13 protein-coding genes are annotated in these 13,174 nt (G+C 70.0%); 9 read left to right on the top strand and 4 right to left on the bottom strand.

The window, feature by feature from the left end:
• Positions 1 to 5: 5 nt before the first annotated feature.
• Positions 6 to 998 carry a cell envelope lipid trafficking protein PgfA gene (gene pgfA, locus ABD357_RS21715; protein WP_344392169.1) on the top strand — a complete coding sequence of 331 codons (993 nt, stop codon included), beginning with the start codon at positions 6 to 8 and terminating at the stop codon, positions 996 to 998.
• On the opposite strand, the gene hrpB is transcribed toward pgfA, so the two are convergent.
• On the bottom strand, positions 988 to 3,528 hold the full coding sequence (hrpB, locus tag ABD357_RS21710) for an ATP-dependent helicase HrpB (protein ID WP_344392167.1): 2,541 nt from the start codon (positions 3,526 to 3,528) through the stop codon (positions 988 to 990). The two genes, pgfA and hrpB, sit on opposite strands and share 11 nt — an antisense overlap.
• Positions 3,529 to 3,642: 114 nt before the next feature.
• Positions 3,643 to 4,650, bottom strand: coding sequence for a class I SAM-dependent methyltransferase (locus ABD357_RS21705; RefSeq protein ID WP_344392166.1), 1,008 nt, complete (start codon positions 4,648 to 4,650; stop codon positions 3,643 to 3,645).
• Between the two features lie 228 nt (positions 4,651 to 4,878).
• On the opposite strand from ABD357_RS21705, the gene rpsA reads away from it, so the two are divergent.
• The 4 genes from rpsA (at position 4,879) to ABD357_RS21685 (ending at position 8,634) form a co-directional block, all read left to right on the top strand.
• Positions 4,879 to 6,393: a 30S ribosomal protein S1 gene (rpsA, locus tag ABD357_RS21700; RefSeq protein ID WP_344392165.1), complete on the top strand. Its 1,515-nt coding sequence runs from the start codon at positions 4,879 to 4,881 to the stop codon at positions 6,391 to 6,393.
• A 177-nt stretch (positions 6,394 to 6,570) separates the two neighbouring features.
• Positions 6,571 to 7,509: a PAC2 family protein gene (locus ABD357_RS21695; RefSeq protein WP_344392164.1), complete on the top strand. Its 939-nt coding sequence runs from the start codon at positions 6,571 to 6,573 to the stop codon at positions 7,507 to 7,509.
• A 66-nt stretch (positions 7,510 to 7,575) separates the two neighbouring features.
• On the top strand, positions 7,576 to 8,250 hold the full coding sequence (coaE, locus tag ABD357_RS21690; protein ID WP_344392163.1) for a dephospho-CoA kinase: 675 nt from the start codon (positions 7,576 to 7,578) through the stop codon (positions 8,248 to 8,250).
• Between the two features lie 3 nt (positions 8,251 to 8,253).
• Entirely contained in the window at positions 8,254 to 8,634 is a 381-nt protein-coding gene (locus ABD357_RS21685; protein WP_344392161.1) for a tetratricopeptide repeat protein, read from the top strand.
• A 139-nt stretch (positions 8,635 to 8,773) separates the two neighbouring features.
• Here the strand turns inward: ABD357_RS21685 and ABD357_RS21680 are convergent, their stop codons facing one another.
• Complete coding sequence (locus tag ABD357_RS21680; RefSeq protein ID WP_344392159.1) at positions 8,774 to 9,037, bottom strand: DUF6343 family protein; 264 nt, start codon at positions 9,035 to 9,037, stop codon at positions 8,774 to 8,776.
• A gap of 79 nt (positions 9,038 to 9,116) precedes the next feature.
• Here ABD357_RS21680 and ABD357_RS21675 point away from each other — a divergent pair, with 79 nt between their 5' ends.
• The 3 genes from ABD357_RS21675 (at position 9,117) to ABD357_RS21665 (ending at position 11,512) form a co-directional block, all read left to right on the top strand.
• Positions 9,117 to 10,103, top strand: coding sequence for an acyltransferase domain-containing protein (locus tag ABD357_RS21675; protein WP_344392157.1), 987 nt, complete (start codon positions 9,117 to 9,119; stop codon positions 10,101 to 10,103).
• A gap of 74 nt (positions 10,104 to 10,177) precedes the next feature.
• Positions 10,178 to 10,861, top strand: a complete 684-nt coding sequence (locus ABD357_RS21670; protein ID WP_425584960.1) for a class I SAM-dependent methyltransferase — start codon at positions 10,178 to 10,180, stop codon at positions 10,859 to 10,861.
• A gap of 195 nt (positions 10,862 to 11,056) precedes the next feature.
• Positions 11,057 to 11,512, top strand: coding sequence for a DoxX family protein (locus ABD357_RS21665; protein WP_344392155.1), 456 nt, complete (start codon positions 11,057 to 11,059; stop codon positions 11,510 to 11,512).
• A 312-nt stretch (positions 11,513 to 11,824) separates the two neighbouring features.
• Here ABD357_RS21665 and ABD357_RS21660 read toward each other — a convergent pair whose 3' ends face one another.
• A complete protein-coding gene (locus ABD357_RS21660; protein ID WP_344392153.1) occupies positions 11,825 to 12,343 on the bottom strand; it encodes an RNA-binding S4 domain-containing protein in 519 nt (172 codons plus the stop codon).
• Positions 12,344 to 12,443: 100 nt separating this feature from the next.
• On the opposite strand from ABD357_RS21660, the gene ABD357_RS21655 reads away from it, so the two are divergent.
• Positions 12,444 to 13,166, top strand: a complete 723-nt coding sequence (locus tag ABD357_RS21655; RefSeq protein WP_344392151.1) for a uracil-DNA glycosylase — start codon at positions 12,444 to 12,446, stop codon at positions 13,164 to 13,166.
• Positions 13,167 to 13,174 lie beyond the last annotated feature (8 nt).

Raw genomic sequence — 13,174 nt, 5'->3', positions numbered from 1 at the left:
CCCAGATGCGCCGCAAGGCCAGCCTGATCCTCCTCGCCTTCGCCGTGTTCTGCACGGCGCTGTCCCCACTGCTGCGCTGGTACGCCTTCCCCCGCCTCGCCAAGATCCCGGCCCACCAGTACCAGGACATGGTCCTGGAGGCGAAGGATGCCACCCTCCTCGACTACGGAACCATGCAGTCCAGGAAAGTCGACAAGGTCAGCATCGTGCAGACCCTCAAGGGCAACGTCGAGGCGTCCGAGAAGATCGAGAAGACAGCGGGCCGCGACGTCGTCGTCTGGGACGGCCTGTCGTACGTTCAGGGCCCCGACGGCAAGATGGTCTCCAAGATCCCCGAGCGCTACATCTTCGACGCGCACACCCAGGAACCCGTCCACGCCACCGGTGAGATGGCCGACGGCGACCCCGTCAGGCGCGATGGCATCGAGTTCAAGTGGCCCTTCCTGACCGAGAAACGCAACTACGAGTACTTCGACGCGCAGGCCCGCGTCACCGCCCCCATTTACTACAAGGGCACGCAGAACTTCCGGGGCGTAAACGTTTACTACTTCGAGCAGACCATCCCCTGGACCAAAGTGCCCTTCCCCAAGGCCATGCCCGTCAAAGGCATCACTCCGGAGTCGGTCGCCAAGACGGGAACCACCCGCTGGTACACCACGGTCCGCAAGTTCTGGGTCGAACCCGCCACCGGAGCGCCCGTCTACGGCGAGGAGATCCACAAGGAGGAACTGCGCGGAGGCACGCTCCTGGGGGGCCGCGACAAGGTGACCGCGTTCTCCGGGCACGTCAAAATGCGCGAGGACTACATCGAGTCGACCGTCGACCTGGTCAAGTCCCAGCGCGTACTCATCATGTTGCTGACCTCATACCTGCCGTGGGGCTTCCTCATCCTGGGCGCCGGACTGCTGTCGCTGTCCCTGTATCTGGAGGCCCGCAGCCGCCGTCCCGCGGATCCTTCGCCCACTCAGACGCACGAACCGGAGCCCGTCAGCGCCTGAGTCGCGCGTTCGTGTGCCGGGTCGGCGCCGCCTTCGCGGGATCCTCGGGCCACGGATGCTTCGGATACCTGCCGCGCAACTCGGCCCGCACGCCCCGGTACCCGTCCCTCCAGAACGAGGCGAGGTCGGCGGTGACGGCGGCGGGCCGTCCAGCGGGCGACAGCAGATGCACGAGGACGGGCACACCGGCGACGGTCGGCGACTCCTCCAGGCCGAACATCTCCTGCAGCTTCACGGCGAGTACGGGCTGCTCGGGATCCGCGTAGTCGATTCGGATCCTGGACCCACTCGGCACCTCGATCCGCTCGGGCGCCAACTCCTCGAACCGCGCCGCCTCTCCGGAGGCCCACGGCAACAGCCGCCCGAGGGCCTGCCCGGCGTCGATCCGTTCCAGATCGGCCCGCCGCCGAGCCCGGCTCAGCTCGGGCTCCAGCCAGTCGTCCACGCGCGCGTGCAGGGTGTCGTCCGACACATCAGGCCAGGGAGCCCCCAGATGGTGACGCAGAAACGCGAGCCGCTGCCGCAGCACCTCGGTATCCCGCGACCACCGCAACAGCCTGAGCCCCTCCTCCCGCAACCCGTCAAGCAGCGCCTGTCGTACGAGCCCGGAGTCGGCGTCCTTGATCGGCCGCACCGCCAACTCCACGGCCCCCAGCCGCTCGACACGCCGTGCGACCACGTCCCCGCCCGCCCAGCGCACCTCCTCGCCCTCGCCATACAGCGCCCCGGCGGCCCGCCGCGCGGTCACCTCGTCCACCACGGCCCCGAGCCGCACACGCGCGTGCCCCGCCCCCACAGGCCGATCCGCGACGGCGACCGCGAGCCAGGGCGCTCCCCGCAACCCTGTCCCTCCGCCGAGCTCGGCCCTCGTACCGGACACCATGAGATACGACCCGCCCTGCGCCCGAGCAACCCGCTCGGGGAACGCGAGAGCGGAGACAAGGCCTACGACGTGGTCGTCGCCGGGGGTTTCCCGGGAGCCCGTGCCGGACTCGGCGGGTCCGGGCGCCGTCGCGGCACGGAGCCGCCGCGTCTCCGCCCTCCAGCGGAGCGCGTACGCGTCGCCGCCGCGCCGGGCGGTACGCCAAGCCGCGGCGAGGTCGTCGCCGTACTCGCGTGGTGGCTCCTCGCTCAGCAGGGCCACCACCTCGGCTGCCCGTTCGGCGCCGACCTCGGGTGCCGCGTCCAGCAGGGCGCGGGCGAGCCGGGGATGCAACCCCAGCCGGGACATGCTCACGCCCCGCTGCGTGGCCCGCCCCGCGGAGTCCACCGCTCCGATGGCCCTCAAGACCGTGCGTGCCGCGCTGAGCGCGCCACTCGGCGGCGGGTCCAGCAGCGAGAGTCCGGACGCGTCAGGATCGCCCCAGCACGCCGTCTGCAGGGCGAACGCCGTCAGGTCGGCCACCTTGATCTCAGGCGCGGGGAAACGCGGCAGACGGGCGTCCTCCGCCTCCGTCCAGCACCGGTACACCGCCCCGGGCGCCTCACGCCCGGCCCGCCCCGCACGCTGCCGTCCGGCCGCCTGTGACGCCCGTACGGTCGTCAGCGCGCTCAGCCCCCGCGCATGGTCGACACGCGGCTCCCGAGCCAGCCCGGCGTCCACGACGACTCGCACGCCGGGCACCGTGAGGGACGACTCGGCGACGGATGTCGCGAGCACCACGCGGCGTCGTACACCGGGCGAGAGCACCGCGTCCTGGACGGCCGCCGACGCCCGTCCGTGCACCTGAAGCACCTCGACGCCGCCCAGATCCCCCAACTGCCCGGCGACACGGGCGATTTCCCCGACGCCGGGCAGAAAGCACAGCACGTCCCCCTCGCGCTCGGACAGCGCCCGCCGCACCACCGAACCCACATGCGCAAGCAGCGCCGGATCCACCCGCATCCCGTGCGGAGGCCGCACCGGCCGCGCGGGCGGCGCCCACACCACCTCGACGGGGTGCGAGGCATCCTCCGAGGTGATCACGGGGGCATCGCCCAGCAGCCGCGCCCACCCCTGCGCATCCGTCGTCGCGGACGCGGCCACCAGCCGCAGCTCGGGACGGAGAGCGGACCGTACGTCCCACAGGAAGGCCGCCACCGTATCGGCGTCCAGATGCCGCTCATGGCACTCGTCGAGCACGACCACATCGACACCGGCCATCTCCTGGTCCCGCTGCAAGCGCTGCAACAGGACACCGGTCGTCACGACCTCCACGCGCGCGTGCCGGCCCACCACCCGCTCACCGCGCACCGTGTAGCCGACGCGCTCGCCGACCTTCTCACCGAGCAGCCACGCCATCCGCCGCGCGGCAGCGCGGGCAGCGATCCGCCGCGGCTCGGCGACCACGACACGACGTACGGCCGGACGATCCGCATCCGCGCCCGCGGCCGGGTCCAGCAGCCCGGCCAGCTCCAGCGGAACCAGCGTCGTCTTGCCCGTCCCCGGCGGCGCACACAGCACAGCCGTGCCATGCCCCTCAAGGGCGTCCCGCAAAGCGGGCACGACGGAACGAACGGGCAGCCGGTCCAGAGCGTCGGTACGGATCACGCCCCCAGTGTCGTACGACGGTCAAAACACCCCGCACGCGCGCGTGCCCGCAGCAACCGCACGCGCGCATGCCCCGCATCGCGCGCGTGTGCGCGCGCCCGTTCGGATATTCGTCTATCCGTCCCGCTCGTCCCGCTCGCACACGAAAATCGCCGATCCCGGGATCAGATTTCCGCGCAGCGGCGACCAGCCGCCCCACACCTGGCTGTTCCAGGAGGGCCATTCCGGCTCGACCAGGTCCACCAGCCGGAAGCCCGCCGCCACCACGTCCCGGACTCGGTCGCCGACCGTCCTGTGGTGCTCGACGTACACCGCGCGACCGTCTTCGTCCTGCTCCACATACGGCGTGCGGTCGAAGTACGAGGCGGACACGCTCAGACCCTCGGGCCCCGGCTCGTCGGGGAAGGCCCAGCGGATCGGGTGGGTGACGGAGAAGACGAACCGGCCGCCGGGCCGCAGCACGCGGCGTACCTCCCGAAGGACCCGCACCGGATCGGCGACGAACGGCAGCGCCCCGTACGCGGAGCACGCCAGGTCGAACGTGCCGTCACCGAAGGGCAGTGCCCCGGCGTCCGCCTCGACCAGAGCCACGCCCTTGGTGCCGATCCGCAGAGCGTGCTGAAGCTGCCGGTGCGAGAGGTCCAGAGCGACCGGGCGGGCCCCCTGAGCGGCCAGCCAGCGCGAACACTGCGCCGCACCCGCGCCGATCTCCAGGACGTTCTTGCCCGTCAGCTCCTCGGCCGGCCCCAGCAGCTCGGCCTCCACCTCGTCGAGCCCCTCGGGCCCCCACACGAAGCGGTCGTCACCGAGGAACGTGCCGTGCTCGACCTGATAGTCGTCCGCGTTCCGGTCCCACCAGCCACGGCTGGCGCGGGAACTCTCCGCGACCCCCGCCGGGCGTCGCGTCGCCTCCGGCTCCACGGGCCGGCGCTCTTCGGGCTCTTGGATGATCGGCTCCCTCGTATTAGTCTGCGGCCTCGGCCTGGCAGGCCGTCCGGTGGTGTCACGGAAGGGGCTGCTTGAGCCTGCGTGACTCCAGACGGCGTCTGGTATACGGCTCGGCCGCGAGTCGTCTTGTGCCGGGTATGCGGCGATCCGCCCCGGGTGTGCGCCTTCGCGCATTGACCCTGCCTGGCTGCCCCCGTATGCTACAAGTTGCGCTGCGGGCCTGCGCACCTCAGACGTAGCAGGCTGCGCTCGCATCTGTATGTATGTCCCCTCGGTTGTCGAGGCGCCACCGTTCATCGGATTTCGGCGCTTCCTTGGCTGTCCGGCTTCTGCAGAGCGAAACGGGCTCCCGGCGTGAGCAGTACCTACGACTTCAATGTCCGTACCGGAGCCCTTTCCCACATGACGAGCAGCACCGAGACCACCGCCACCACCCCGCAGGTTGCGGTCAACGACATCGGTAACGAGGAAGCCTTCCTCGCCGCGATCGACGAGACGATCAAGTACTTCAACGACGGCGACATCGTCGACGGCGTCATCGTGAAGGTCGACCGGGACGAGGTCCTGCTCGACATCGGTTACAAGACCGAAGGTGTCATCCCGAGCCGCGAGCTCTCGATCAAGCACGACGTCGATCCCAATGAGGTCGTCGCCGTCGGTGACGAGATCGAGGCCCTGGTCCTCCAGAAGGAGGACAAAGAAGGCCGCCTGATCCTCTCGAAGAAGCGTGCCCAGTACGAGCGCGCCTGGGGCACCATCGAGAAGATCAAGGAAGAGGACGGCATCGTCACCGGTACCGTCATCGAGGTCGTCAAGGGTGGTCTCATCCTCGACATCGGCCTCCGTGGCTTCCTTCCCGCCTCTCTCGTCGAGATGCGCCGCGTCCGCGACCTCCAGCCCTACGTGGGCAAGGAGCTCGAGGCGAAGATCATCGAGCTGGACAAGAACCGCAACAACGTGGTCCTGTCCCGCCGTGCCTGGCTGGAGCAGACCCAGTCCGAGGTCCGCCAGACGTTCCTCACGACCCTCCAGAAGGGTCAGGTCCGTTCCGGTGTGGTCTCCTCGATCGTCAACTTCGGTGCCTTCGTGGACCTGGGTGGCGTCGACGGTCTGGTCCACGTCTCCGAGCTGTCCTGGAAGCACATCGACCACCCCTCCGAGGTCGTCGAGGTCGGCCAGGAGGTCACGGTCGAGGTCCTCGACGTCGACATGGACCGCGAGCGCGTCTCCCTGTCGCTGAAGGCGACCCAGGAAGACCCGTGGCAGCAGTTCGCCCGCACCCACCAGATCGGCCAGGTCGTGCCCGGCAAGGTCACGAAGCTGGTTCCGTTCGGTGCGTTCGTCCGCGTGGACGAGGGCATCGAGGGTCTGGTCCACATCTCCGAGCTGGCCGAGCGCCACGTGGAGATCCCGGAGCAGGTCGTCCAGGTCAACGACGAGATCTTCGTCAAGGTCATCGACATCGACCTCGAGCGCCGTCGCATCAGCCTCTCGCTGAAGCAGGCCAACGAGTCCTTCGGTGCCGACCCGGCCTCGGTCGAGTTCGACCCGACGCTGTACGGCATGGCCGCGTCGTACGACGACCAGGGCAACTACATCTACCCCGAGGGCTTCGACCCCGAGACCAACGACTGGCTCGAGGGTTACGAGAAGCAGCGCGAGGAGTGGGAGCGCCAGTACGCCGAGGCGCAGCAGCGCTTCGAGCAGCACCAGGCGCAGGTCATCAAGTCCCGCGAGGCGGACGCCCAGGCCGAGGCCGAGGGCGCTGCCGGCGGCGGCACCCCGGGTGCGGCTCCGGCTGCCTCCGGTGGTGGCGGCGGTTCGTACTCCTCGGAGTCGGACGACAATTCCGGCGCCCTGGCATCGGACGAGGCCCTGGCCGCTCTCCGCGAGAAGCTGGCCGGCGGCCAGAGCTGATCGCTGGCGCAGGCCTGAGCAGGTAACCAGGTAACTGGGCCCGCACCCCTGTTGGGGGTGCGGGCCCAGTGCTTTTGCGTGAGGAAGCCGGTAAGAGGGGCAGGAAGGGGGCGTGCTCGGGAATGCCCGCGTTCCAGGGCTCGTTGTGCAGTATGAACACAAGGAGGAGCGGTCACAGTGCTTGATCCGCAGGGTTTGTACGCATGGGAGCCGAAGGGCCTGGCCGTCGTCGACATGGCACTCGCCCAGGAGTCGGCGGGCCTTGTCATGCTCTACCACTTCGACGGATACATCGACGCGGGCGAGACCGGCGACCAGATCGTCGACCGGCTCCTCGGCTCGCTGCCCCACCAGGTCGTCGCCCGTTTCGACCACGACCGGCTCGTGGACTACCGCGCCCGTCGGCCGTTGCTGACGTTCAAGCGCGACCGCTGGACCGACTTCGAGGAGCCCACGCTCGACGTCCGGCTCGTCCAGGACGCGACAGGTGCCCCCTTCCTGCTCCTCTCCGGCCCGGAGCCGGACGTCGAGTGGGAGCGCTTCGCCGCGGCCGTCCAGCAGATCGTGGAGCGGCTCGGCGTCCGCCTGGCCGTGAACTTCCACGGCATCCCCATGGGTGTCCCGCACACCCGTCCCGTGGGCCTCACCCCGCACGGCAACCGCAACGAACTGGTACCCGGCCACACCAGCCCCTTCGACGAGGCCCAGGTCCCCGGCAGCGCCGAGTCGCTTGTCGAGTACCGCCTCATGGAGGCCGGACACGACGTCCTGGGTGTCGCCGCGCACGTGCCGCACTACATCGCACGTTCCCCGTACCCGGACGCCTCGCTGACCGTACTGGAGGCGATCACCGCCGCGACCGGCCTGGTCCTGCCGGGTATCGCACACGCCCTGCGCACCGACGCGCACCGCACCCAGACCGAGATCGACCGGCAGATCCAGGAGGGCGACGAGGAACTCGTCGCCCTCGTCCAGGGCCTTGAGCACCAGTACGACGCCGCCGCGGGCGCCGAGACACGGGGCAACATGCTCGCCGAGCCCCTGGACATCCCGTCGGCGGACGAGATCGGGCTCGAGTTCGAGCGGTTCCTGGCCGAGCGGGAAGGCGACGCGTAGCGCAGCGGGGAGGCCCGACGAGGCCTGTCGATGGCGATGTCAGAGGCAGGTCCTAAGCTTTCGAGCATGCTGACAGTGGGCCTGACCGGCGGGATCGGCGCCGGCAAGAGCGAGGTGTCGCGGCTGCTCGTGGAGTGCGGCGCCGTGCTGATCGACGCCGACAAGATCGCGCGGGAGGTCGTCGAACGCGGAACTCCCGGTCTCGCAGCGGTCGTCGACGCCTTCGGAGAGGACATACTCACCCCGGACGGCAGCCTCGACCGGCCCAAGCTGGGCTCGATCGTCTTCACGGACCCGGACAAGCTCGCCCTGCTGAACTCGATCGTGCACCCTCTCGTGGGCGCCCGATCCCGCGAGCTCGAGTCCGCCGCCGCCCAGGACGCCGTCATCGTGCACGACGTGCCTCTGCTCGCCGAGAACGGCCTCGCGCCGCTGTACGACGTCGTGGTGGTCGTCGACGCCGCCCCCGAGACCCAGCTCGACCGGCTCATACGGCTGCGCGGCATGACCGAGGAGGACGCCCGCGCCCGCATGGCTGCCCAGGCCACCCGGGACAAGCGGCTGCAAACAGCGGACATCGTGATCGACAACGACGTACCGCTGGAGCAGCTGGAGCGGCGCGTACGGGAGGTGTGGGCGGATCTTGTGCGGCGGGCACAGCAGAAAACGGCCGCAGAAAACGACCTTGGAATAGTGGGCCCCGTCCGGGGCGTTGACGCGGGGCAGCGAGGGAAGGAGTGAGGCGTGCCTGAGTTCAGTGGTTCCACCGGACCTACTCCGGAGACGCATGTCATCGACTTCCGCGCCGCCGAGCAGTTGCTGGCCGCGCGTGATCCGCGAGGCGCGGTGAAGCTGCTCGACAACGTCATCGCCGCGCACCCGGAGAACACGGCGGCGCGGCTGCTGCGCGCGCGTGCTTTCTTCGCGGCAGCTCAACTGCGGCCCGCCGAGCTGGAGTTCACGGTCGTGCTGGAGCGCGAGCCGGACAACGCGTTCGCGCACTTCGCGCTGGCCCGTACGTACGAGCGCTCGGGTCGGCCCGAGCAGGCCATACGCCACTTCCGGCTCGCGGCGGCGCTGGATCCACAGCCGGAGTATGTGGCGGCGGCCCGGTTCGACTCCTGACGGAGCGAGCGCTCCGCTGGGTAGGGCTGTTTCGAAGATGCGGTTCGTTGTGGCTGGTCGCGCCACGCGGCGGAGCCGCACATTGATACAGCCCCCGCCCTTGAGGGGCGCGGCACGGCACCGGAGTTCGTCAAGTCGCTCAACGTCGCTGGTTCGGCGGTCGGTAGGGCGGGATGTCGGGGCCCGGCTGGTAGTGGGGGCCCTGGCGGATGTGGCGGAGGATCATCGCCAGGTCGGCGGTGATGATCAGCCATAGCACCCCGCAGGCGATTGCCCAGCCGGGCCGCCCGGCGAGGGCGAAGGCCGCGGTTCCCGCGCTCGCCCAGACCAGACCCCACACGCTGAGCCACATGCGCGCTCGCAGCGCACTGCGCGCAGTCGTCGGTTCACTACCCGTACGCATCCGGATCACTGCTCCTACTCGGAAACGTACTCTTCGTGGTGCACGTTCACCAAAAGGGCGGACGAACGGGGGAGCGGCTGTGCTGCTGGAGGAGCTGCGGGCCGACGAGAGGCTCGCGGAATGGTTGAGGGATCTCGAGAGCGAGGCCGTCCCGCGCGTTGAGGCCGTGCTTCCGGACGCGGTCGCGCTGCCGGACGTACTCCTCGATCTGTCCGTGCCGCACGAGTGCGTCAATGAACTCGTCGCGCAGCGGGATCGGTTGGCGGCGGATCCGGAGGCGATGACGCTGCTGCGCCGGTGCGTCGGCCGGTTCGTACGTGACATGGGGGAGATCGGCAAAGGGTGGGAACCGCCGGCCTTCCCGGCTGCCACGGGGCCGCTCGGCCGCAGCTTCCACGTGTTCGTGTACGTCGCCGCTTTGCCGTACGTACGTGCGTACCACCGGGAACGGGGCATTCCGGAGGCCGTGTCCCGGCGCAGCCTCGCCGATCTGGGGCGGCATATGGCCGTGCACCGGCGGCGGCTCGGTACCTGCGGTCTCCCGGTGCCGTGGTGGCTCGCTCTGCACTTTCACGGGGAGCTGTACCAACTGGGGCGGCTTCAGTTCCAGCGCGCTCGGCTCGGCGGGCGTACGGGGCAGGCGGCTGCCGCCGCGGGCCTCGACACCGGCACCGGCGACCTCTGCTTGAGCCTGCACATCGCCGACTTCCGTGGGCCCCTGTCACCGCGCGCATGTGACCAATCACTCGACCTGGCACGGGAGTTCTTCGCCCGCCACTACCCGGACGAGCGGTACGGGGTGGCGGTCTGCCACTCCTGGCTGCTCGACCCGCAGTTGAAGCGGTATCTGCCGGCGGACTCCAACATCGTCCGCTTCCAGGAGCGGTTTCAGCTCGCGTACGAGGAGACGAAAGCGGACGACATGAGCGCGGTGGGCTTCGTCTTCGGTGATCCGGACCTGCCGGTGGAGGGACTGCCCCGGCGTACGAGTGTGGAGCGGGCGGTCGGGGATCATCTGCGGGCGGGCGGTCACTGGTACGGCGGGCATGGCTGGTTCGCGCTGTAACTCGAACGGGTGAACCAGTGTGGAGGGGGAACGGGGCGGCGGGCACGGGCCGTTTGACGGGTATGACGATCGAGATGCGTGCGGGATACGAGGGGACAGGGCCCGGAGCGATTACGCCGGACGGCTGTGCGGTGGAGCTGTATGCGCGGCTGCCCGTCCGGGACGAGCCGGACATCATCGGCGCTGCCGTGCCCGCGGGGGTGCACATCCTCGAACTGGGCTGCGGGGTGGGGCGGATGACGCATCCCCTTCAGGAGCGGGGGTTCACGGTCACGGCGGTGGACGAGTCGGCGGAGATGCTGGAGCGGGTGCATGGGGCGCGCACGATATGCAGTCCCATCGAGACGCTCTCCCTGGGGGAGAAGTTCGACGTGGTGATGCTCGCGTCGTTCCTGGTGCACGCCGGCGACATAGAGGTGCGGCGCGGGATGCTGGACGTGTGCCGGAGTCATGTCGCGGACGACGGGTGTGTGTTGATCCAGCGCGAGGGGGAGGACTACCACACGAATCTGCCGCGCGAGCGCAGGGATCCGAGCGGGTTCACGGTGCGGATGCTGTCCGCGGATCCGGTCGGGGACGGGGTGAACTCGGTGCGCGCGGAGTATGTCTTCCCGGACGCGATATGGAGCCAGACGTTTCTTGCACGGCCGCTCACGAAGGAGCAGTTCGAGGAGGCGCTGGCGGAGGCGGGGCTGAAGGTCGACCGGTATCTGACGGAGGACGGGGTATGGGTGCGGGCGGTTCCGGTGGGGGCATGAGCTTGGATCGACGGGGGGCGCGAGCTTGCGTCGACCGGAGGCAGGCAGCGGCCGGTGGACGGCGTGAGCTTGGGGTGGCTGGCGGTGAGTTTCGCGGTGCGGCGGAGAACTCTGGTTGCGGAGCGATGAGTTTCGCAGGGCGTGTCGGTCTATCTCTCTGACAGCAACGCGAACCGCCTCACACAGGAGAGCCTCATGTCCGAGACCGCCGCCTCTGCCGCCTCCGTACCGTCCGGCACTGTCGTCGCCGAATCCGCGACCGCTCGTGGCCGCCGCGCCCGTATCGCCCTGCGTGGCCTTCAAGTTGCGCTCGCCCTGATGTTCGGCTTTGCGAGCGCGCTGCCCAAGCTGATCGGGCATGAGTCGGCCGTCGAGTCCTTCGACAAGATCGGCTGGGGTGGGGCGGGCATGTACAGCATCGGCGTGCTCGAACTGCTCGGTGCCATCGCCCTGTTGATCCCGCTGTTGTCGTCGGTGGCGGCGGTTTCGCTGAGCGCGCTGATGGTGGGCGCCTTCATCACGCAACTCGCCGTCTTCGACGGCCAGTACGCCGCGACTCCGCTCATCCTGATAGTCCCGCTCGCCCTGATCGCCTACGCCCGCCGGAGTCACAACGCCGAGTTGCTGCAGCTCATACGACGGCGGTCATGACCCCCGGAGTCGGACGGCGCCCGGCGAGGAGGAGGGGACCGCGCGGGGCGCTCCGCTGGGGATGGGGTTCGGAGCTGCGGGCTCCGTTGTGGCTGGTCGCTCCCCCCACTCCAGGTTTCGCTCGAGCGGGGGGACCCCATGAGCCAGGGGACCCCCATCGCGGCGGAACCGCATATGTCACAGCCCCGCGCCCCTCAAGGGGGGGCGCTAGCCGGACTTCGGCAAGTCAAGTCCGGTTAGCGCGCCCACCCTGCGGTGCCGCGCTGGACCGCCTCGCCAGCGGCATCCGGATGCCTGCGCCGGGCAGGGTGATCAACGTGGGTCGGCGCCGGCTCCGGGGCCGGGGCCCGTGGCGGGGCCAGGCCCCGCCAACCCGCGTAGGCGTTCCAGTTCGCGGCGGTCGCGTTTGGTGGGGCGGCCGGTGCCTCGGTCGCGGATGCCTGCGGGAGCGATCGCCTCGCGGGGTGGGGGTGGCGGGGAGTTGTCGATGTAGCACTCGGCGGCTACCGGGGCCCCGACTCGTTTACGGATCAGGCGCTTTACGACGACGATCCGTTCGCGGCCGCCGTGGCGCAGACGGACCTCGTCGCCGACACGGAGGGCGTGCGCGGGCTTGACGCGTTCGCCGTTCACGCGGACGTGGCCGCCGCGACAGGCGGTGGCGCCCATCGAGCGGGTCTTGACGAGACGTACGGACCAGATCCAGCTGTCGACGCGGACGGTCTCACCGTTCGCGGGGGCGGCGGCCTTCGCGGCGGCCACCGCCTCGGCCGAGCCGGCTGCGTGCTCGCCCGCGCCGTCCGTGCCGTTCCTCTGAGTCCCTGAAGCCATGCTTCGACCTTAGTCCTCGGGAAGCGGGTAGTCGGAGCCGTTTTCCACCCCGCCGCACACCGGCATCCCGGGCATGCATTCCAGGCATACCGTTGTGGGCATGGACAACAGCCTGGCCGAGCTGGACGCACGAGTCTCCGGCTGCCGGGCCTGCCCGCGGCTGGTCGACTGGCGCGAGGAGGTGGCCCGTACAAAACGCGCCGCCTTCGCGGACTGGACGTACTGGGGCCGCCCGGTGCCGGGCTTCGGACCACCGGACGCCTCGCTCCTCGTCATCGGGCTCGCCCCCGCGGCGCACGGCGGGAACCGGACCGGGCGGATGTTCACCGGGGACCGTTCCGGGGACGTGCTGTATGCGGCGTTGCACGAGGTGGGGCTGGCGTCGCAGCCCACGTCCCTGAGCGTGGACGACGGGCTGACCCTGTTCGGCGTGCGTGTCACCTCACCCGTGCACTGCGCGCCGCCCGACAACAAGCCGACGCCCTGGGAGCGCGACACCTGCCGCCCCTGGCTGGTGACCGAGCTCAAGCTGCTGAGGCCCACCCTCCGGGCGGTCGTCGTGCTCGGGGCCTTCGGGTGGCAGGCCGCGCTGCCCGCGTTCGCCGAGGCGGGCTGGACGGTGCCCCGACCCCGGCCGGCCTTCTCCCACGGCGCGCGGATCGCACTGGAGAGCCCGACGAACAACCCGCTGGAACTCTTCGGCTGCTTCCACGTCAGCCAGCGCAACACCTTCACCAGGCGCCTCACCCCCGAAATGCTGCGGGATGTGCTGCGCACCGCGGCGGAGGCGGCAGGGCTTCCGACCAGGCCGTATGCGGGCTAGGGTCGCTC

The organism is Streptomyces vastus, from assembly GCF_039532825.1.
Lineage (GTDB): Bacteria > Actinomycetota > Actinomycetes > Streptomycetales > Streptomycetaceae > Streptomyces > Streptomyces vastus.
The sequence above is the reverse complement of the archived record's forward strand: the minus strand, read 5'-3'. Positions and strand labels throughout refer to the sequence as shown.

Bases quoted from the DNA above. Each gene is read 5' to 3' on its own strand.
- ABD357_RS21670 (WP_425584960.1), top strand. From the start codon at position 10,178: ATGCGTGCGGGATACGAGGGGACAGGGCCCGGAGCGATTACGCCGGAC.
- coaE (WP_344392163.1), top strand. From the start codon at position 7,576: ATGCTGACAGTGGGCCTGACCGGCGGGATCGGCGCCGGCAAGAGCGAG.
- ABD357_RS21665 (WP_344392155.1), top strand. From the start codon at position 11,057: ATGTCCGAGACCGCCGCCTCTGCCGCCTCCGTACCGTCCGGCACTGTC.
- ABD357_RS21660 (WP_344392153.1), bottom strand. From the start codon at position 12,343: ATGGCTTCAGGGACTCAGAGGAACGGCACGGACGGCGCGGGCGAGCAC.
- rpsA (WP_344392165.1), top strand. From the start codon at position 4,879: ATGACGAGCAGCACCGAGACCACCGCCACCACCCCGCAGGTTGCGGTC.
- ABD357_RS21680 (WP_344392159.1), bottom strand. From the start codon at position 9,037: ATGCGTACGGGTAGTGAACCGACGACTGCGCGCAGTGCGCTGCGAGCG.
- pgfA (WP_344392169.1), top strand. From the start codon at position 6: ATGCGCCGCAAGGCCAGCCTGATCCTCCTCGCCTTCGCCGTGTTCTGC.
- ABD357_RS21655 (WP_344392151.1), top strand. From the start codon at position 12,444: ATGGACAACAGCCTGGCCGAGCTGGACGCACGAGTCTCCGGCTGCCGG.
- ABD357_RS21705 (WP_344392166.1), bottom strand. From the start codon at position 4,650: ATGCGCGAAGGCGCACACCCGGGGCGGATCGCCGCATACCCGGCACAA.